General features: G+C 47.2%; 25 protein-coding genes. All 25 read right to left on the bottom strand.

The window, feature by feature from the left end; all coding sequences use genetic code 11:
• Entirely contained in the window at positions 1-1134 is a 1134-nt protein-coding gene (locus tag GX019_03370; GenBank protein HHT36198.1) for a stage II sporulation protein P, read from the bottom strand.
• Entirely contained in the window at positions 1131-1925 is a 795-nt protein-coding gene (locus GX019_03375) for a DUF1614 domain-containing protein (GenBank protein ID HHT36199.1), read from the bottom strand. The genes GX019_03370 and GX019_03375 overlap by 4 nt, the downstream gene beginning before the upstream one ends.
• Before the next feature lie 143 nt (positions 1926-2068).
• Positions 2069-3379 (bottom strand): 30S ribosomal protein S1, encoded by a 1311-nt coding sequence (rpsA, locus tag GX019_03380; protein HHT36200.1) that lies wholly within the window; start codon positions 3377-3379, stop codon positions 2069-2071.
• Between the two features lie 240 nt (positions 3380-3619).
• Positions 3620-4207: a 1-acyl-sn-glycerol-3-phosphate acyltransferase gene (locus GX019_03385; GenBank protein ID HHT36201.1), complete on the bottom strand. Its 588-nt coding sequence runs from the start codon at positions 4205-4207 to the stop codon at positions 3620-3622.
• On the bottom strand, positions 4200-4877 hold the full coding sequence (locus tag GX019_03390) for a (d)CMP kinase (protein HHT36202.1): 678 nt from the start codon (positions 4875-4877) through the stop codon (positions 4200-4202). The genes GX019_03385 and GX019_03390 overlap by 8 nt, the downstream gene beginning before the upstream one ends.
• Positions 4868-5962, bottom strand: coding sequence for a histidinol-phosphate transaminase (locus GX019_03395; protein ID HHT36203.1), 1095 nt, complete (start codon positions 5960-5962; stop codon positions 4868-4870). The genes GX019_03390 and GX019_03395 overlap by 10 nt, the downstream gene beginning before the upstream one ends.
• Positions 5962-6339, bottom strand: a complete 378-nt coding sequence (gene aroH / locus GX019_03400) for a chorismate mutase (GenBank protein HHT36204.1) — start codon at positions 6337-6339, stop codon at positions 5962-5964. Before aroH ends, GX019_03395 begins: the two co-directional genes overlap by 1 nt.
• 22 nt (positions 6340-6361) lie before the next feature.
• Positions 6362-7552, bottom strand: coding sequence for an NAD(P)/FAD-dependent oxidoreductase (locus tag GX019_03405; GenBank protein HHT36205.1), 1191 nt, complete (start codon positions 7550-7552; stop codon positions 6362-6364).
• Positions 7553-7586: 34 nt separating this feature from the next.
• The gene (locus GX019_03410; protein HHT36206.1) at positions 7587-8318 is read right to left on the bottom strand and encodes an rRNA pseudouridine synthase; all 732 of its coding nucleotides are present in this window, start codon (positions 8316-8318) and stop codon (positions 7587-7589) included.
• A gap of 92 nt (positions 8319-8410) precedes the next feature.
• Positions 8411-8800: a sporulation protein YtfJ gene (ytfJ, locus tag GX019_03415; protein HHT36207.1), complete on the bottom strand. Its 390-nt coding sequence runs from the start codon at positions 8798-8800 to the stop codon at positions 8411-8413.
• Positions 8778-9404, bottom strand: coding sequence for a DUF2953 domain-containing protein (locus GX019_03420; protein HHT36208.1), 627 nt, complete (start codon positions 9402-9404; stop codon positions 8778-8780). The genes ytfJ and GX019_03420 overlap by 23 nt, the downstream gene beginning before the upstream one ends.
• A 49-nt stretch (positions 9405-9453) precedes the next feature.
• Positions 9454-9984, bottom strand: a complete 531-nt coding sequence (gene scpB / locus GX019_03425; GenBank protein HHT36209.1) for an SMC-Scp complex subunit ScpB — start codon at positions 9982-9984, stop codon at positions 9454-9456.
• Between the two features lie 4 nt (positions 9985-9988).
• The gene (locus GX019_03430; protein ID HHT36210.1) at positions 9989-10705 is read right to left on the bottom strand and encodes a segregation/condensation protein A; all 717 of its coding nucleotides are present in this window, start codon (positions 10703-10705) and stop codon (positions 9989-9991) included.
• A 33-nt stretch (positions 10706-10738) separates the two neighbouring features.
• Complete coding sequence (locus GX019_03435) at positions 10739-11380, bottom strand: site-2 protease family protein (protein HHT36211.1); 642 nt, start codon at positions 11378-11380, stop codon at positions 10739-10741.
• 21 nt (positions 11381-11401) lie between these two features.
• On the bottom strand, positions 11402-12709 hold the full coding sequence (lysA, locus tag GX019_03440) for a diaminopimelate decarboxylase (protein HHT36212.1): 1308 nt from the start codon (positions 12707-12709) through the stop codon (positions 11402-11404).
• A 90-nt stretch (positions 12710-12799) separates the two neighbouring features.
• Entirely contained in the window at positions 12800-13819 is a 1020-nt protein-coding gene (locus tag GX019_03445) for a 2-hydroxyglutaryl-CoA dehydratase (GenBank protein HHT36213.1), read from the bottom strand.
• The gene (locus GX019_03450) at positions 13758-14885 is read right to left on the bottom strand and encodes a CoA protein activase (GenBank protein ID HHT36214.1); all 1128 of its coding nucleotides are present in this window, start codon (positions 14883-14885) and stop codon (positions 13758-13760) included. Before GX019_03450 ends, GX019_03445 begins: the two co-directional genes overlap by 62 nt.
• Positions 14857-15792: a hypothetical protein gene (locus tag GX019_03455; GenBank protein ID HHT36215.1), complete on the bottom strand. Its 936-nt coding sequence runs from the start codon at positions 15790-15792 to the stop codon at positions 14857-14859. Before GX019_03455 ends, GX019_03450 begins: the two co-directional genes overlap by 29 nt.
• Positions 15793-15807: 15 nt before the next feature.
• Positions 15808-17265: a spore germination protein gene (locus tag GX019_03460; protein HHT36216.1), complete on the bottom strand. Its 1458-nt coding sequence runs from the start codon at positions 17263-17265 to the stop codon at positions 15808-15810.
• A 53-nt stretch (positions 17266-17318) separates the two neighbouring features.
• Positions 17319-17651: a phage holin family protein gene (locus tag GX019_03465; GenBank protein HHT36217.1), complete on the bottom strand. Its 333-nt coding sequence runs from the start codon at positions 17649-17651 to the stop codon at positions 17319-17321.
• Between the two features lie 72 nt (positions 17652-17723).
• The gene (locus tag GX019_03470) at positions 17724-17933 is read right to left on the bottom strand and encodes a dodecin domain-containing protein (protein HHT36218.1); all 210 of its coding nucleotides are present in this window, start codon (positions 17931-17933) and stop codon (positions 17724-17726) included.
• Between the two features lie 43 nt (positions 17934-17976).
• Positions 17977-18939, bottom strand: coding sequence for a membrane dipeptidase (locus tag GX019_03475; protein HHT36219.1), 963 nt, complete (start codon positions 18937-18939; stop codon positions 17977-17979).
• 74 nt (positions 18940-19013) lie between these two features.
• Positions 19014-19274 carry a stage V sporulation protein SpoVS gene (spoVS, locus tag GX019_03480; GenBank protein ID HHT36220.1) on the bottom strand — a complete coding sequence of 87 codons (261 nt, stop codon included), beginning with the start codon at positions 19272-19274 and terminating at the stop codon, positions 19014-19016.
• A gap of 93 nt (positions 19275-19367) precedes the next feature.
• Entirely contained in the window at positions 19368-20150 is a 783-nt protein-coding gene (locus GX019_03485; protein ID HHT36221.1) for a TIGR00282 family metallophosphoesterase, read from the bottom strand.
• A gap of 23 nt (positions 20151-20173) precedes the next feature.
• Complete coding sequence (locus tag GX019_03490) at positions 20174-20695, bottom strand: hypothetical protein (GenBank protein HHT36222.1); 522 nt, start codon at positions 20693-20695, stop codon at positions 20174-20176.
• Between the last annotated feature and the right edge of the window lie 17 nt (positions 20696-20712).

Consider the following 20712-nt stretch of genomic DNA (forward strand, 5'->3'; position numbering starts at 1 on the left):
CTAATTCTGCTCATCGTCTTGATCATCCTGAGGCTGCTCACCAGCAAATTCTCTGCGGAAAAAAGATCCAAGGGAACCTAGGCTTTGTTTGTTGATAATTAGGTAGCCAATAACTATCACCGCCGTGATGCCTAATATCCAGAGAATGCTGCGGTAGGCAAGAGGGGAAGTCTGCTCTGTTTCCTGCTGCGCTGCTTCAGAGCTGGATAATCCCGCAGCTGCAGGAATAATCTCGGCAAAAAACTGCGCTGCCTGCTCCGCTAACTCTAAAGGATTGGTATGGGCCCCAAATTCTAATAGAATCATCCTTGGGCCTAAGTCCTGATTATAATTGCCCCGCGCATCAAAAATACCTTCGATGATCCCGGGATACTTCTCATCTGCTACCGCCTTAATTCGTTTGGCATACTCTAACGTGGTCTCCCGGTTTTCATTTTGGCGACCTACTACAATCCGCACCTTGGTTGTCGGTTTGCCTTCTATTTCGGTTTCATACACTTCCGGAGGAGTGGCATCCCGGTGAACGTCGATCAGTGTCCCGGGTTTGTGCTTCATCAGCTCAACGGCAGTACGCCGCGAACGGAGGTACGCCTCTCCATCATGGGGAAGATGGCTGTTGTCTGACCAAACTGCATTGTATCCTAAGTTGTTAAGGGCATCTGCCAGTGCTCTGCCAACTTCCATAATATCGCCGTGAGTTTCTGAATCAACGCCGCTGGTTGGTACATAAGATTCTGCGTTGTGGGTATGGTAAATGCCGATTGTGTTCCACTCTCGTTCCTCATCATCTTGCTTGGACGCGGCAGCACCAAACAGCCGCTCCCAGATACTGGGTTTAACAGCGGTGGTCAGCTGCTTCATATCAGGAAGAGTAATCTTTTCTTTCGCTTCCACAATTATGCGGTCGCCGGTAATTTCCACTACCTCATACCGCTGATTGTCCGCGGCGATATACGAGTCACCTACATCTAGGATCCTTGCGGTGTAAGTGATTACACCATTCTCATCTTCAAGGCTGAAGTAACCGCTGTCATTGCGTTCAAAAAGACTGGTCTCCAACCAAGATGCTTGAGCTGCAGAACTTATTCCAATCAATACTCCAAGTATTACCAGGTAAATTACTGCCCGCTTCAATCCTGCTCCTCCCTTCCATCGCTGCTGTCAGACTGCCCTTCATCGGAGCTTGTTCCGTGAATGCCCTGCATGTAAAGATTACGCTCCGCATCCGAGAGCTGCGATTCTGCTGGACCAGTTTCTTCATGCTCAAGCTTGGGTACATTTTTAACAAACAGTTCATCATCGGATTCAGCTTCAGGACCACCCTGAAGACGCTCCCTAGTTTCGCCCACGAGCTCAGCTAACGCTACCGCGATGAATCCAGCAATGATAATGGCATCAAACACACCGGCTCCACCTATGGCAACTGTGGATGGTAGCCCTGCTGCAAACGAGCGGACCAGATGGATCACATCAGTCAGGATGAGGCCCAAAGTTCCGGCAATAAAAGCGGAACGCCGGGATCTGCCCATCAAGTAGCCAACCACTCCCGCGGTGATGCTGAACAGCCACATAGGATCAATAAATGTTGGTCCGGTTGGATCAAAATCTGTCAGCTGACCTAGACCAAAGACAATTCCGGCCGTAACAGCAGCTCCAACAAGGGCGCGCACCCATTCTCGGGTTGTATCTGCTCTACTCAGGAGATAGATGCACAAGGCGAGCGGCGCGAGTGCTCCTCCCACATTTACGCTTACTTCTACCGTTCCCCGATAAAGGGGGATATTGATAAAGCTGCCGCCAATCATAATACCGATAAACAGCAAAGCTTGGCTGTCTGTTAAGCGCATGCGATCGAGTATTCTCTGCCCCGCGCCGAAATAAACGAGCGCTGCAGCAATCAAAAGTAAAATCATGCCTGCCGGCATAATATCCCTCCTACTGTTCCAATCTAAGGCTATTCTTCCCTTGCCTTTAAACCAATATGTAAACAGTTTGTTCGAGGAGGATGAAAACAGGCACAAAAAAAGGATCTTGTCGTAAAACAAGATCCTTAAAAGTTTCTTTTAGTTTATTGGTCTTTGAACAAATCGCCAAACATATCGCCGAGAGTAGTAGTCAGCTGTTCTTCTTCCTCGGGTTTTTCTTCGACTTTCTCCATCTTCTTAACTTCTTTTTTCACTTCCGGCTTCGGCTCTAACTCGCGGATGCTTAAGCCAATCCGTCTTGCTTCCGGATCAAGGCTGATAACCTTCGCTTCAACTTCGTCACCGGATTTCACAACCTCGTCAGTTTTAGCCACATGGCGGTGAGCCAGCTGTGAAATGTGAATTAAGCCTTCGACACCGTCTTCAAGCTTAACAAACGCACCAAAATCAACTGTGCGGGTGACAATACCGCTGACTTTGTCACCTACTTGATATCTTTCTTCAATAGTATCCCATGGATCCGGAAGAGTTTGCTTCAGGCCGAGCGAAATTCGCTCTGCTTCCTTATCGAGACCAAGGACCATAACTTTAACTTGATCACCTTCAGAAACAACATCAGAGGGATGTTTAACACGGCTGTGAGCCATTTCTGATACGTGAAGCAGACCTTCTACTCCGCCACCGATATCGACAAAAGCACCGAAGTCGGTAATTCTTCTGACAACACCGTCAACAACGCTTCCCTCTTCCAGAGTATTGAAGATTTCTTCTTTAGCTTTTTGATATTCTTCTTCTAAGAGATCTTTGCGGGAAAGCACAACATTATTCTTCTGGCGATCCAGCTCAATAATCTTTAATTCAAGCGTCTGGCCTACATATTTTTCTAAATCATCGACATAGTTGCGGGATACATGGCTGGCAGGAATAAACCCGCGCACTCCAAGGTCTACCAATAAGCCGCCTTTGACCACTTGAGTGACTTCGGCAGTAATTGGTTTGCCTTCAGCATAGAGCTGTTCTAATTCCGCCCATGCTTTCTGAGCATCAGCTCTGCGTTTGGACAGCACTACATTGCCCTCAGCATCGTCAACCTTGAGCACCCATACATCAATATCCTGCTCTAAAGCAAAAGCATCTTTTGGTTCCTGATTTGGCTTTAATCCCATTTCGTTAAGGGGAATCCGGCCTTCAGATTTGTAACCTATATCTACAAGTACCTCATCAGTACCGATCTGAACAACTTTACCGGAAATGATTGTGTTCGGTACAGGTGTAGGCATATCAGAATACTCCTGCATTACTTCCTCATGAGAAACTTCAGGATCTCCGCTAGTCTCTGCTGCCTGAGTTTCAACTGCTTCGACCTCAGCTTCAGGTGTCTCAACTTCTTGTTTCGTCTCGTCTTGGTCAACTGGACCATTGACTACAACTTTTTCCTCTGTGAATTCACTCATTCTCTCAATAACCCCCTCGATTACCAGTCCGGAGACAAGCGCATCTTACTGCCCCAACCTCAGGACAACTTCCACTACATTTATTATATTTATACCTATCACTGTTTCTCATAATATGTATAAGTTTTTATGAAAAGCCAGTATAGGTTAAAACACAATCTAAATTATACTCCCTTATAGTATGTCATCTTTCTCGAAATAATTTCCTATCTAAAATCATTTCTCTGTTTCATTTCTCGCTTAAGCCTTAAATTCCTGCCTATTAAGACTAGTAAATTGTTCAAAAATCAAATTATTTATTTCAGCTAGTTCTTCTTTGGTTGCCTTTTTACCTTCTTTTGGCTGAATTGGCCTGCCGACAAGCACTTCAATTTTCTGACGAAAGCGAAGTTTCTCGGTTCCCCGAATTAGTACAGGGACAATTGGTGATTGAGTCCGCTGCGCCAGCATCGCTGCCCCGCTGTGAAACGGCAGCAGCTCTTCGCCTTTATTTCGCGTACCTTCAGGAAAAATACCCAGCAGCTTATTGTCACGCAGAATCTGCAAAGCAGTGCGGATTGCACTTGTATCAGCAGTTCCGCGGTGGACGGGAAACGCATGCAGCTGGCCGAAAAACCATGCCGACAAGCGGTTTTTAAATAACTCCGCCTTTGCCATAAAATGAACCGGCCTTTTAACGGCAATTCCGAGCATGACTGGATCCAGCATGCTGACATGATTTGCCACCAAGACACCCGCTCGATCCGGAATGTTTTCTAAACCGACAATCTTTATTCGGAAACAAATATTGAACAGAATCAGCGCTATCAGCCGCAGTACTCTATACACTTTTCTCCCTCCGCGCAGCTAACTTTAAAACTTGTTCCACCACTTCGGCAACAGTTAAATCGGTAGTATCAATCTCAACTGCATCATCGGCTTTGCGCAGTGGTGAGACCGCTCTAGTGGAGTCAAGATGATCCCTCTGTTTGAGATCGGACACTAATTTACCGAAATCAAGATCATGGCCTTTTGCTACCAGCTCATTATACCTGCGGCGAGCTCTTTCCTCCACTGATGCACAGAGAAAAACTTTAACATCGGCATCAGGTAGAACAGTTGTACCAATATCCCGGCCATCCATCACAACATTATTGGCAGCCGCTAGCTGCTGCTGCATTCTGACCATACCAGAGCGCACTTTGGGATGACTCGCAATAATAGAAACGTACTGGGATACCTCTGGTCTGCGAATTGCTTCGGTTATCTCTGTATCTCCGATAAATACCCGACAGGAAACCAACGCATCCGCAGCAGGAACCAAACGCAGATCCATCTGCTGTTGAATCCGATGTACTTCCTCCTCAGAACTAGGCTCCACTCCCGCTTCTAGTACCAGGTAGGTTAAGGCACGATACATCGCTCCTGTATCGATATACAGATACCCGAGTCTGCTGGCAACCAGCTTAGCAACAGTGCTTTTACCTGCGCCTGCCGGTCCGTCGATCGCTATCTGCATGCCAGAACCTCCTTTAAAGCACCCATCATCCTGCGGTTCTGCTCCATAGTTCCAATCGTAATCCGTACACAGCTGGGCAGTCCAAATGAAGCACCCGAGCGGATAATCACACCTCGCGCCATCAGCTGACGGCATACCGCATCTGCATCCGATTCTAGATCGACTAAAACAAAGTTGGTCTCTGTCGGGATGGATTCCAGCCCCATCTCTGCAAACTGTTCATATAAATACCGCTTGCCCAGCTCATTCACTTCTATACTGCGCTGCAGATGATCTTGATCATCTAACGCGGCGGCGGCTGCAGCCTGAGCCAAAGAGTTCACGTTAAAAGGCTCTTTGGTCTTCAGCATTGCGTTAATAACACTTGGATCAGCTACTCCATATCCAACGCGGAGAGCAGCGAGAGCATGTATTTTTGAAAAAGTCCGCGTGATTAATAGATTGGGATAGTCTTGCAGCAAATCGATCGTCTGCGGATAAACATCAGACCTGACATATTCGTAGTAAGCTTCATCAATAACTACCAGAATCTGCTTGGGTACCCCGCTTAAAAATCGCTCCAGTTCGGTTGTGTCAACAATAGTGCCGGTGGGATTATTGGGATTGCACACGAAAATAATCTTAGTATGTTCAGAAATCTGTTCCGCCATGGCATTTAAATCATACCGATAGTTGTCCAGCGGAACCGAAACAATTTTTGCTCCCATTAAAGCAGCAGCAAACCGATACTGGGAAAAAGTTGGTTCGCAGATAATCACCTCGTCACCCGGCATCAGATAAGTTTCGGCAGTTAATTTAATCAGCTCATCAGAGCCGTTGCCGACGATAATCTGCTCAGGTTCAACTGCCAACTGCTTCGCAAGCTTATTTCTCAAACCAACTGCGCTGCCGTCAGGATACACATGGACGCTGTCAAGATTTTCGAGAATAGCGCTGCGAGCCTTGCTGCCCATTCCCAAGGGATTTTCGTTTGACGCTAATTTAATAATATCAGATACGCCATACTCCCGTTTTACTTCATCAATATGCTTGCCGGGAACATATGGTGTAATCTGGTCCAATTCGCTCCGATACCTAATTGTCATTACTCCACATCCTTTACTAAATCAGGCCTTAATTTTACTGCATCCCGCAGATATAGGTGGCGAATTTCTGCCTTACTTAGGCTTGTATGACAGTGGATTAAAATCCGAATGCACAGCGGCAGACTGCCGGGAACCGGGATCTCAACAGAGCACATCAGAGGTGTCTGGGTAAAGCCGCACTCACGCGCTGCTCGAGCCGGAAAAGCTTGATCGAGATCCGGAGTTACCGTGAAAATGATGCTGATCAAATCATCCTCGGTTAGGTTGTTCTGCTTAATCATCTCTGACAGCAGATATTTGGTAGCATCAATTATCTCTTGTTCATTGTTTTTGGCAGCAGTAATTGCTCCCCTTACTGCACGTACCAAAGTCCGCATCTCCTTTCTTTTCCTTTATCAATTAACCCTGAGCCGCATAAAATCCTGCTGTACTTCCTGTTGAAAATGCAGCCTGAAGATTAAATCCACCGGTTACACCATCCACATCGATCACTTCCCCAGCAAAATACAAACCTTGTATCAGCTTTGATTCCATTGTTTTTGGATTGATTTCATTTACATTGACACCTCCGGCGGTAACAATCGCCGATGAGAGGGGAAGAGTATCTGTAATGACCAGTTCCAGCCGCTTTAACAGCTGAACCAGCTTCAGCCTTTCGGCTTTGGTAATCTGGTTAACCGGCCTTTCTGGTGCTATCTGCGACCGCTCGATCATTACCGGAATCAGACTCTTCGGCAACAGCTCTCTGAGGCTGTTTTTAAACTGCTTGCGCTGAAACTTCTGAAAATCTCTCTGAACTCTTTTGTCCAGTTCGTCCTCTGTTAAAGCCGGTTTTAAATCTATGGTTATGGTTACAGTTCGACCCTCCCGCAACCACAGCGCTGCCTGGCGGCTTAAGGTCAGAATGATCGGCCCTGTAACTCCAAAATGGGCAAACTGCATCTCACCAAATTCGCTGACGCTTTCTCCTTCACTGGAAAGTTTGGCAGTTACATTCCGTAAACTCAGGCCGGAAACCTGCTTTACCCAGGTTTGCCTGGTTTTCAATGCTACCAGCGCCGGAAAGATTGGTGTCACTGTGTGTCCAAGCTCCCTGGCAAAAGTATAGCCATCGCCTGTTGAGCCTGTTCCGGGATAGCTGGCTCCACCGGTGGCAATAATTACTCGGTCCACCTCATAGTAACCACTGCTAGTATCTACACCCTGCACTTTCCCATCCCAAGCAACCACTTTCTTAACTTGCGTGTTGGGCTTAATTTTTGCACCTGAATCTTTAGCGAAGCGAATCAAGGTATCGGCAACTTGGTCAGCATCATCGGATACCGGAAATACCCTCTGCCCCCGCTCAACCTTGGTTTCAAGCCCATACTGACTCAGCAGATTGATCAAATCTGAATTTGTAAAGCGGTGGAGGGCACTGTAAAGAAATTTACCATTGCCCGGATAATGAGCAATAAACTCCCGAATTGTCCGGGCGTTGGTAATGTTGCAGCGTCCCTTGCCGGAGATGCGGATCTTTTTGCCTGGAAGATCATTTTTTTCTAACAGCAGTACATCAGCACCCTGTCCGGCTGCCGTACCTGCTGCCATCAATCCTGCGGCTCCTCCTCCGACAACTATCACTCTATTTGCCACGGCGCTTCACCGCCTGTCTGAGTTTGCCAATTTCCTGCTCTGTCAGCTGCCGCCAGCTGCCGGGTGCTAGTTTTCCCAGCTTAATTGGACCGAACTGAGTGCGGATCAACCTGCGCACAGACAGATCGAGAGCCTGACACATGCGGCGAACCTGGCGGTTGCGGCCCTCATGAATGCCGATCTTAAGAACTGACTTACGAGGAGTAGATGACAACAACTCCACATAGGCGGGTCTGGTAATGCCGTCTTCCAGTTCAACACCAGATCGCAGCACCGCTAAATCATCCTCTGAGACCTCCCCGATCACCTCCACCAGATAAAACTTGCGCACCTCATATTTAGGATGCATCAGGCGGTTAGCAAGCTGTCCATCATTAGTTAACAGCAGCAGACCTTCAGATTCATAGTCCAAACGACCCACAGGATAGACCCGCTCTTCAACCGAGGTCAAAAGATCCATTACTGTCTTTCTGCCCCGATCGTCCTTGACAGTGGTTAAATAACCCCGCGGTTTATTTAAAAGATAGTAGGCATACTTCTCCTTTGATCGGATCGCTTTACCATCTACTTTGACCGTATCATACCTCAAATCAACTTTTGTGCCTAGTTCCGTAACTACTCTGCCGTTTACTGTTACCCGCCCGGCTGTGATCAACTTTTCACTGGCGCGGCGTGAGGCAATGCCAGCATGAGCAATTACTTTCTGCAGTCTTTCTTTCATTTACATCACTGCTCCCTCATGAATAACATCTTACCTGACTGAACAGATTTTTACAAGAAAAAAAGAGGGGAAACTCCCCTCCTGCCGCGGCCTTAGATTTCAAATTGTTTCTGGTCAGCAGTACCCCGAATCTGATCGATTACTTTTGGGATCATGTCTACTAAGCGGTCATAGATGGCAGTATTGTCCACCGGCAGTAGGCGCACTTCATTATTGCCTACCACAAGAAAGGCTACCGGATTTAACGAAATCCCGCCGCCGCTGCCGCCGCCAAAAGGCAGTTCACCGCCGGAATTGTCGTTCTGGCCTTGAAATTCTGTTCCCCCGGCTGCAAAGCCAAAGCTGACTCTGCTCACCGGAACGATCACATTCCCATCTGGGGTCTCAACCGGATCACCCAAAATTGTATTAACATCAACCATTGCTTTGAGGCTTTCCATTGCGGTTTCCATCAGACCTTCAATCGGATGATTCTCTTCCATATCTGCAGCCTCCTTTCCCCAGCTTCAGTTGTTGTTTGATGTACTTAACAATAATGTGACCGAGACGGATCTTAAATATACAGTGAAACCAGCATTCGAATTGAATCGGTCCAAATACGGGTTTAATCTGAATCTGAGGTTGATGGAGAAACCTCACGCGGCTGCCGATAATACTCAGCGCAATCGAGATCAGTCCCCAAGCCGCGCCGGCAGAAATACCGGTCAGGGCAGCTTCTCCAGTACTGTATCGCAGTTTAACTTCTAATTTCTCGATTTCTCTTAACAAAAACAAAGCGAGTTTCGATCCGAACTTAATTGCCCGCGGCAGCGGGGTACTGAGCAGCCTTTTCAGTTTTTCAAGGGATGTGACCGTAAAAACATCCCGGGAAGCCTTGGGAACTTGAATATTTGCCTCTGTCAGCCAGCGGGTTCCGAGCCGCTCAAGATGTGATACCCGCACTGCAATCGGCAGTTTCCAAATCCAAAAGATTATCTTCCAGCTTCCATTTGTCTGATGCAGAAGGTATTCCAGTTCTAAGTAAAAGGGCAGCAGGAGCAGGGCCGCGCACAGCGCACCTGCCAATAAAAAAAGACCGAGCAGCATGGCTTCACTCTCCATCTCTCGATCTTAATTTTTCAAATTTTGGTTAGGCTTATTCATCAGTGCTTGCAAGCTGCGGAAACTCAGAGCGGCGCGGCAGATCATCTAATGATTTTAGATTAAACTCCAGCAAAAACTTCTCGGTCGTTCCAAACAAGAGCGGCCGACCCGGCCCGTCTTTCCGTCCAACTTCAGCAATTAGTTCCCGCTCCAACAGAGTATTGATGGCGCTGTCCGCCCGCACTCCCCTGATCTTTTCAATTTCAGCTCGGGTGACCGGCTGTTGATAAGCTATAATTGCCAGTGTTTCTAAAGCGGGAGCTGATAAGGGTGTGTGGATCACTTTCCGCCCAAGTTTCTCAATCCACTCGCTCAGCTCAGGACGGGTGACGAATTGATATCCTCCCGCCACATTCCTCAATATAAATCCAGAGTTCCGGTACTTCTCAGCGATATCCTCAACCAATCTGGCTGTGAGTTTCTCATCTATTGCTATAATCTCACTAATTTCTTTTATGGTTAGCGGATAAGGGGCAGCAAAAATCAGCCCTTCTATAATCCTGTAGGACTCTTCTAAAGTCACTTGCTTACCTCCTAATCAACCGGATATCACCAAAATCATGCTTCTGCACTGCGTTAATCTCCCGCATGCGCACTAATTCCAATACCGCCAAGAATGTCACTACAATAAAAGCCCGATCTCTGTGCACCAGCAAATCGCTAAATGAAACACTCTCCTGCTTAAGGAGCGTTAAGCGGATATTGCCAATACATTCAGCTACACTCAGTCCCCGTTTGACATACGATACCTTTTTGCTTTCTTCTAAAGCGCTCAAAACCTGCGCAAACATATTAGCCAGAGTTCGAGCATCAGCATCTCCAACAGGATTAGCAAAAACTGGTGGTTTCTGCTCACTAGGTTCAGGATACACCCGTGGAAAAACAGTAATCTGCTCAGCCCGGTTTTTAAGAATTTCGGCAGCTTCTTTATAGAACTTGTACTCTAACAGCTGCATTACCAGCTGATCGCGGGGATCCTCTTCATCATCAGTATCATTCTCATCAAGTTTTGGTTTTTTCGGCAGCAGCATCTTCGCCTTAATCTGCAGCAGAGTTGCTGCCATCACCAAAAAATCGCCGCTCACAACCAAATCAAGCTCCTGCATTCGGCGCAGATAGCCTAAGTAATCCTCGGTAATCTGAGCAATGGGAATATCCATAATGTCGATCTCAGCTTGATCGATCAGATTCAAAAGCAGGTCGAACGGACCTTCAAACACTTCCAGCTTAACTAAATATCCCATGGCTCCCACCTATTTGTCGTTATCGTTTAAAATCTATAATGAAAGCACTTGGATGATCCAAATCAAAAAATTGGCAATCGGACTGACAACCCACATCAGCAAACCGGTCCAAACCCCCAGAATCAGGATCAGCGGTGCGTAAGGGGCAATGCGCTCATACTTAATCCGCCATATTAACGGCAGCAGGTTGCCAAGGATCCTCGAACCATCCAGAGGCGGCAGAGGTACCAGATTAAAGGCCGCTAACCAGATGTTGATCTGGAAATTGATCACTAAAAGCGTATACAAAAGATACCATGTCTGGCCGTTGACAGGAAGACGCAGTACAAAGACGCTGAGGAGATTTAAGATCCACGCTACAGTAATATTGGCCAATGGACCGGCAACCGCCGTTAAAATTTCATCTCTGCGGCGATTCTTAAAATACAGGGGATTGATCTGCACCGGCCTGGCCCAGCCAACTCTGAAAAAAACCAACATCAGAATTCCAATTGGATCGAGATGCTTGAGGGGATTGAGAGTCAATCTTCCCTGCGCTTTAGGAGTAGGATCGCCAAGCTTGTACGCCACTGCACCGTGAGCTAGCTCGTGAACCGATATGGCAAACAAAGCTGCAATAACACGGAAAACCAGCTGTTCCAAATTAAGCTGTTGTAAATGCATTCCCAAACCCATGGTTTTTCCTCCTGACTAAATCTAGTCCGACCACCGCGCGGGAATCCGATGCAGTCTGACTAAGTCCTCATAGCATTCCCGTTCCACCAGAATATCGCTGGTTCCTTTGTAGACAGCAATCAGAGGCAGCCGGGGAACAGCGTTATAATTACTGGCCATGACATAGTTGTACGCTCCGGTACTAAAGACAGCCAGCAGATCACCAGGTTCTAAACGGGGCAATTTAATATTATTAATCAGGACATCGCCGGATTCACAGTATTTTCCCACAACCGTATAGAGTTTCTCCGGCTCCTGATCAGCCTTGTTGACCACCACTGCGTGGTACTTAGCCTGATACAATGCGACTCTGGGATTATCGCCCATGCCGCCATCAACTGCTGCATAGGTGCGACCACCGATATTTTCCTTAATGGAACCAACACGGTAGACAGTAACACCTGCATCCCCCACTAATGAGCGGCCGGGTTCAACCATCACCTTGGGCATGGGGATTCCATGGCTGCCGCAGGCGTCAGCAAGTGATTCTGTCAGCAGATCGCCTAAGGCCTGGACCGACGCTGGATGATCCTCGGGCACATACTTAATGCCCAAACCACCGCCCAGATCCAGTTCACTAAGTCTAATACCAAGCTTCGCAGCTTCTGCCATTAAACCAACCATGACCTCCACAGTCTTCGCATAGCTCTCCAACTCAAAAATTTGCGAGCCGATGTGGCAGTGCAGTCCCCTTAAATTCAAATTCGGCGCAGCAGCCGCTTTTTTGACTGCATCTACAGCTTGGTTGTGGGCGATGCTGATCCCAAACTTAGAATCAAGCTGGCCGGTTTGAATATAGGTGTGGGTATGCGCTTCAACACCAGGGATAATCCGCAGCAGAATATCTGCCTTGCGGCCTAGTTTTTCCGCTAAACCTGATAACACCTCAAGCTCATAGAGATTATCAACTACGATTCTGCCAACTCCTGCCTGAAGTGCCGACTCCAATTCGGCAGGGGACTTATTATTCCCGTGGAAATAAATCCGTTCCGGCGGAAATCCGGCCTGTAAAGCAATATAGAGCTCACCGCCGCTGACCACGTCAAGGGAAAGCCCTTGATTCGCCATAAATCTAGCGATACCCACCGTTAATAATGCCTTACCGGCATAGATAATCTCGCAGTTAGGCAGTTTGCTGAAAGCCTGTTTATATCGATTAATATTGCTGACTAGTCTTTCTTCATCTAAAAGATAAAATGGAGTTCCATACTGGGAAGCCAAATCGACTAAGTCGCAGCCTCCGATCACAAGGTGTCCGGCCTGATTAATATGTTCTGTCCAGAAATTCAAATTGGCTCCTCCCCAACCATCTAAATATAAACCCCCGCTTGGGCGGGGGATGAAACATCAATAATCGATAGTAATATTTTAGCACAAGAGTTAAGAGATAGCAAGACGAGAGCTTGATTCCATGCCGCTTTGGACCTTGCCACATCGCGATCCCCAGCTGGCAATGATCTGACCGTCGCGCAGGATATCGACAATTTCACAGTGATTGGCACAATCTTGGCAGATCCAGCTGCGGTTTTCGAACACACTGTCAACCATTTGAAAACCATAGAAGTTTGTCTGACTGCCTCTGCTGATCTGTTCATGAGCTAAAAGCGCAGCTCCAATAGCTCCCATTACATCAAAGTGAGCAGGAACAAGCACTTCTGCGTTTAAGGCCTCCTGAAGAGCGCGGCGCATCCCTTTATTGGCTGCTACACCACCTTGAAAGAGTATCTTCTCCTTTATTTCCTTGCCCTTACCGACATTATTCAGGTAATTGCGGACCATCGCATCACAGAGACCAGCAAGAATATCCGCAATACCGTGCCCGAGCTGCTGTTTGTGAATCATATCCGATTCTGCAAAAACAGTACACCGGCCGGCAATCCGCACCGGGCTGCGGCTTTGAAGGGCAATATCACCAAATTTCTCAATGGGAATATTAAGGCGACCTGCCTGCTGGTCGAGAAAGGAACCTGTACCCGCAGCGCAGACTGTATTCATGGCAAAATCTGTAACCACTTGGTCCCGCAGAATGATTATTTTTGAATCCTGTCCCCCAATCTCGATAATGGTCTGGACATCCGGTTCTTGATGGAGAGCTGCAAGGGCGTGAGCTGTGATCTCATTTTTTACTACATCCGCCCCCAGCATCACTCCGGCTAACTGGCGAGCGCTTCCGGTAGTTCCGACACCAACAACCTGCCAGGAGCCCTGCTTCGCAATCTGCTCTACAGCTTTCTGGAGCGCTTGAATTGGACGTCCTTGGGTTCGGCAGTAAATCTTGCTGATTACCTCCAAGCTGGATGCATCCAAAACCACGAGATTAGTGCTGACCGATCCAACGTCAACGCCGAGATAAACTGAGTGGTTTTCCAAGTTCCTGTCCCCCTTCTGCCCGTTTGGCATGTCTGGCCAATAGATCCACAAAGGCCTCCAACCTCGTTTGAAATCCAGCTTCCCCGGTGTGCTCATCCACAACCAGTGACAGTACCGGAGTCTGATAATCAGCTGCTACACGAGGCAGAATCGATTGGGCAATAATTTCAGGCATACAGGTAAACGGCAGAATATGAACAATCCCATCGAATTTTTGCTCAGCTAGTTTCACAGTCTGAGCCACAGAATCTAAGCCGTGGCCGCCTACCGATGCGTGCAGATAACCCCGGGCTTGGTTAATCAGCGGTTTATTGCTGTATAAGCCTAAGGACGATAGGATCACATGGTTCTTCAGCCACCTGACCAAACTGACAGTGCGGTATACTTCAGATCCCAGATGACCTAAACGTTCTTCTAAGTCTAGGTTCGAAAAATGGTCGAGAATAGTGTAAATTTCACCTACAATGCCGATTTTAAGCCGCACATTTTTGGTCTTGTCAGCTGCGTCAAGCAGAGCTTCACATCCCTGCCGGCACACTCGCCGGATCCCAGTTATAGTATTTGCATCGCGCAAGTCCTGCAAAATCTTCTCCAACAGCCTACTGGTAATTCTGGGTTCTGATTCCCGCGGGCGAACATAGTGAGAGGTGCGTTCGAGCTTTTCTACTGCGACTAACTTTTCCCAAGCAAGAACGAGGCCCCTTAAAAGTGCCCTAATGCCCCTCTTTTTAATTAAAGGCAGCACTTGGGACTTCAGTTTTGCAAAATCCTCTTTAGGATGATCAAGCACAATAAAATCAACCTGTTTGCCCAAATCACTCAGGATTTCTTCCTGCAGCGCTGCATAGTACCCGAGGCGGCAGGGTCCTCTGCCTCCTACCATCAGGATTGTATCTGCTCCCAGCTCAACTGCTTCCAGGAAGTTTCCGATCCCAAGTTTAAGGGGCAGACAAACTGTTTCCGGGCTGTATTTCGTTCCCAAAGTAAGCGTCCGCTTGCTGCTTTGAGGCGGAATAATAAAATCATGGCCAAGTTCGTTTAGCAGTGCTTCAACCGCAATATAGACATTACCCATGTGCGGAACAGTGATTTTCACGGTTTTTCCTCCTCTGCAGCAGATCGACAAAGGCATCGATTCTGGTGACAACGCCAGCCTGTCCTGTATGTTCATCAAGACTGATCAGCAGATGGGGAATCTGGCTGCGGCGGCAGTATCGCTCCACCAAGTCGATGGTAAACGAGTCAGTTCCACAGGCAAAAGACATCAGCGATACGATCCCATCAACTCTGGCAGCAAAGTAGTTTGCCGCCCCTAGGATACGTTTACCTGAAGTCCAAAACATCCGTTTCTTAAGAAAACTACTATTAGCCTTAAGCGTCTCCCCATCTAAATTTTCGACCGCAACTGTAATACATCCAGCCTGCTCAAGTCTTTTTTTAATCCCCATCGATACAAACTCATCATGGATCAAATACTCATGCCCGAGGATGCCGATCTGCAGTTTGTCCTCTGATCGGCATTCTTTTATTATTTGATTGTGTTCATACTCATGCTGCTGATAAATCCCGTCATAATAAGCGCGGAGCACCTTTGGCAGAGGAGCAAAGCGCAGTCCCAAGTTCAGGTAGGTTCGCATTATCCTGAGTGACCCGCGGCGTCCATCGATTGTCGGGGACAGCATTGGCGGCAGCTGCGGGATGCTGCTCGCAACAATATCAGGGAGACCCATGAACTTGGGACAGATGTATTCCGCCTTTTCTACACTGATAATATAAGGTATGAAGAGAAGGTCTATGTTTTTCTCGATCAGGTTTTGAACATGCCCAATGAATACCTTAACCGGAAGACATATGCCATCAACCGCTGCGGCTTGGCCAAAGTCGAGAATTTGCTTAGTCGTGGGATCGGAAACAACCACTTTCAGCCCCAAGCCCTGAAAAAAGGCCTGCCAAAACGGAAAATAGCGGTAGTAATATAATCCTCTTGCGATTCCCACTCTCATATCCATCCCCCCGGATTATTTACTGCGGACATCGCGATCTTTGTCTTTAGCAATTGCTTTCGGGCGCATAGTGATATTCGGTATTGGATAGCGGAAAATAATCCGCAGCAAGGCCGGTCCATTAAAGGGAACCAGAGGCCACAAGTACGGCAGTCCAAACGATTTTGTCAGCCCAAAAATTAAAAATGTGACTAAAATACTTATCCCGAATCCAATCCAGTGAAACAGGAATGTGCTGAACAAAATCAGAAAGCGAAACAGCCGCAGTGCCCAGGCAAACTCGAGGCTGGGGGTGCCGAAAGTACCGATCGCTACAACCGCGATATAAAGAATCGTTTCCGGAACAAAAATCCCTACCGTAACTGCCAAATCTCCCAAAAGAATTGCCCCTACAATACCAAGAGAGGTTGCCAGCGCATTGGGGGTATGGACTAAGGCGATTCGAATCATATCCAAGCCCATCTCCAGAATAACAAACTGAAACCACAGCGGCACCACACTTTCTTCGGTTGGACCCAACCAGCTCAGCCAATCCGGCAGATTTGGAGTATGAACTAGCGCGTACCATACCGGGATCAGCAGCATAGACAAAATAATACCCATGGTTCTAACCCACCGCAGATAAGTTCCTACCGGAGGGTTTTGAAAGTATTCCTCAGCGTGTTGGGTAAAATGCCAGGCTGTTACCGGCACTATCATCGCAAAAGGTGACGTATCAACAAAGATGCAGACATGACCTTCATACATATGGGCAGCGGCAACGTCCGGTCGCTCTGTGTAGCGGGTTACCGGCAGAGGATTAATTGATGTGCCGAGAATATACTCCTCTAGGTTCTTACCTCCCATGGGCAGCGCATCCCGTTTGATGTGGGAAATTCTCTTTTTAACCTCTTTTACTAAACCCGCATCAGCTATATCTGCAATGTAGCCGATAAAAACGTCAGTTTTGGAACGCTGACCTACCTGCATTGCTTCAAAACGCAGTTTAGGATCGCGAATCCGGCGGCGCACCAGATTGGTATTGAAGATTGCTGTTTCCACAAATCCTTCATGAGAGCCGCGGGTAACCCGCTCCAAATCAGGTTCTTCTACTCCTCTGACCGGATACTCCCGCACATCAATAACCACAGCGCTGGTCAAACCATCCACCAGCATCAGCATCGGACCGGCCAACAGCTGGTCGATCCCCTCCTCCAAATCATCAGTTGTATCCACCTCAAAATAGGGGAGATAGCGGGTAAGAATCTTTTCTATCCCGTTAACCCCTAACTGCCCCCGCGGTACATCCATGAGGGATTTCATGATCGCAGAAGTTTCCCGGTCTTTAACAAACCCATCGATAAATATCAGCGCGGCATCACGCTCACCGATACAAATTTCCCGTACAATAATATCAAATGTGATGCCAATACCCAGCTTTTCCTTTAAATACTCCAAATTCTGCTTCAAGTTTTTTTCAACTGGTACCGCCATAGCATATCCCCTTATCCATGCTTTATAAAAAGCGCCTGTAAAAATGGCGCTTTTTATCGTACTGTTGTCGGAACAAACATGTCAATTATGCCGATGACAAATGCTGCCAATAGCGCACCGATGAGCGTAACTTCCATTTCAGGCACTATGAATTGGACTGTCCAGATTACTACAGCGGAGACTAAGAAACCGACAATGCCCCTGCTGTATGGCGAAACTCGCCTGCCGAGTGTCGCTTCAATCACCCAACCGATAGCAGCGATTACAACTGCGGCTAATAAGGCGTTCCAAAATCCCATCATGCTGAATCCCGGAAGGACAAAGCCAACCGCCATCAGTACGAGTGCTGAAACAACAAAACGGACGACAGCACTCAGCCAATCCATTACATCACCTCATTTTCAGTTTTATCCCTTAATAGTATTTCCCGAAATCTACCTCCTTAACCCGGAAAATTCCTAGTCATCTGAGGTTACTTTAAATGCAATCTTGACATTCGCTCTATACTTAACAATTTCATCGTCATCAACCCTTCCGGTCCAGTTGAGAACTTCCACACCGCTGATGTGTCTAATCGTCTTTGAGGCTTCCTTAACTGCAGCCTTTACAGCATCTTCCCAGCTTGTTTTGGATTGGCCGACTAATTCGATTACTTTTATTACAGCCATTGCTTCCACCTCCGGTAGTAGTATAACCAAAAAAAGAGCTCTTCTATGAGCTCTTTTCAGGTAAGACTTGGCTGACCACCCGCAGCAGGTTCTTTCCCATTACTTTTTCGATGAGGGTTTCCGATACTCCCTGCTTTTCCAGTTTGGTTATCAAATTTGGTGTTTTTTCCACATTTTCCAATCCGGCAGGAGTGCTGCTGATTCCATCAAAATCAGACCCCAAAGCCGGTGTATCGCTGCCGCCAAGTTTCAGCAGATAGAGAATCTGCTCCACAACATGATCAATACTCGCTGTGCGGGGCGGATCAGCCAAAAAACCGGGATGGAAATTTACACCGATTACTCCACCTGAATCAGCGATGGCTTTGATCTGCTCATCAGTCAGGTTGCGGCGATGGCCGCAGAGCCTATAGGCATTGGAATGGGAAGCAATAATCGGCTGACTGCTTACTTCTACAACATCCCAAAAACCTGGTTCAGCTAAATGAGATACATCAACAATCATCCCCAGCCGATTCATTTCGTCCACCACTTCGCGCCCAAATTCACTTAAACCGGAAGCGAACTTCCCTTCACCGACTCCATCCGCCAGCGCATTGCGGTGATTCCAGGTAAGCGTCAGCGCCCTGACTCCTAATTTAAAAAAGTTGCGGAGATTGCTGAGACTGCCTTCCAACGCCTCCCCGCCTTCGATTGACAGCAGACAGCGGATTGGCTGTCTGTTTGTCTCTAAAATCCGGCAGTCCTCGCGATTCAAAAGAGGCTGCAGTTTCTCGGGATAACGTTCAACATTCTGCCAAAAAATATCGATCATTTCCATTGCTTTATGAAGAGCTAAACCGAAACGATAGCGGCTGGGGACATAAACAGCGAAGAACTGGGCATTAATTCCTGCCTTTTCCATTTTTTCCAAATTAACATGGCTGTCGGTAAGGGCTGCCAGATCCTCGCAGCCCCGCTCCGCGAGAATACCTAATGTATCTATATGGGCATCAAAGATAAACATGGGAAAATCACCTCAGAATAAAATAAAAACCTGTTTGCATTACACAAACAGGCTTCGATGAATTGGATAGAACACTACCGAGGCTCTACAATTAGTTTTATTGCAGTCCTCTCTTCATCATCAATCATGATGTCTGTAAATGCTGGAATGCAGATTAGATCTACGCCGCTCGGGGCCACAAAACCTCGTGCAATAGCCACAGCTTTGACCGCCTGATTTAACGCGCCTGCACCAATCGCTTGGACCTCTGCTCTCCCACGTTCTCTCAAGACACCTGCTAAAGCTCCTGCAACTGAATTTGGACTAGATTTTGCCGAAACCTTTAATACTTCCATGTGTAAGTGACCTCCCTTTGCAAATCTTCTTCAATTCTGTTACTTCCGCCGTATATATATATATATTACGCCTCGAGGCCAAAATTCCTTTTTTTACATAATTTTTTTCTCGTAATAAATTCGGGAAATTTTCAGAGCCTTGCCAGAACTGTCTATATCAACTAATACTCCACACAAATGACGGTCACCCTTGGCAACCGAAAACTTTGTCGGCAGCTGATCTGTAAACTTTCTAATAATCGGCTCACGCTGCATGCCGAGAATCCCATCCATTGGTCCGCACATTCCCAGATCCGTAACATAGGCAGTTCCGCCCGGGAGAATCCGCTCATCCGCAGTCGGAACATGGGTATGGGTGCCAACGACCACGCTGGCCCGACCATCGACATACCAGCCGAAGGCTTGCTTTTCGGAAGTGGCCTCTCCATGAAAGTCTATGATCGAAATCGGTGTAACGGAACTGGTCTCGGCTAAAATTTCATCGATCTTCCTAAAAGGACAGTCAAAATCACCCATGAAAACCCGACCGATCAAATTAATTACCGCCACTTTTTGTTCGCCCACTTTTGCATAATACAAGTAATTACCAGGAACACTTGGGGGATAATTTGCCGGTCTCAACAAACGGGCTTCTGCGCCCAGATACGGGTAGATTTCCCTTTTATCCCAGATGTGGTTTCCGCTGGTAATCACATCGATACCAAGTCCGAAAAGTTCTTCAGCTATTTTTTTGGTTAAACCAAAACCGCCGGCAGCGTTTTCGCCATTTGCAATCACTAAATCCGGTTGATATGTGCTCCGAATCTCCGGCAGTTTCTCCTTCACGATATCCCGGCCTGGACGTCCGCAGATATCTCCTAATAACAATACTCTCAAATAGATCCTCCTCTGATTAAAACTCAATCAGCAGCTTTTGTAGGGTATACTGCCAGCCGGCCATCGGATCTGATTCCCCTCAGCTTTAAATCCGACTGGTCACTCAGCGCATCCAAAATAAGTGAATCCAGTTCATCATCACTGATCAGATCATCGAACAGGGCAAACTCATCAGAAAAAATCCGCTCTGCTGACAGATAGTTCGTAATTAGTTCTGTTGCGATAGTTATATCTTTCCGAAACATGGAGTCCACTACCCGCTTAATCATAATCTGGAACAATTCACCCTTGTTTGTCAGTTCGATATCGACTAAGGCACTGTTATCCTGTTTAGTCAACCTGCTGTGCACTTTAAGATGGGAATGAATTTTTTCTTTAAGTTCGCTAAACTCTGCTTCGGAAATCTGTTTTAGGTAGATTGAAATCCTGCACTGTTTGGAAATAGAATCATATTCGATCAGCCCGATCTGCCAAAACCTCAGCAGTACTCCAATCATCATTTTAACCTGTGGTGAGTTGCTGTCATCGAGTGCTTTCAACTCCATAAACCTCTTTCTCCAAT

This window comes from Bacillota bacterium (assembly GCA_012837335.1).
In the GTDB taxonomy this organism is placed as follows: domain Bacteria; phylum Bacillota; class Limnochordia; order Darwinibacteriales; family DTU012; genus DTU012.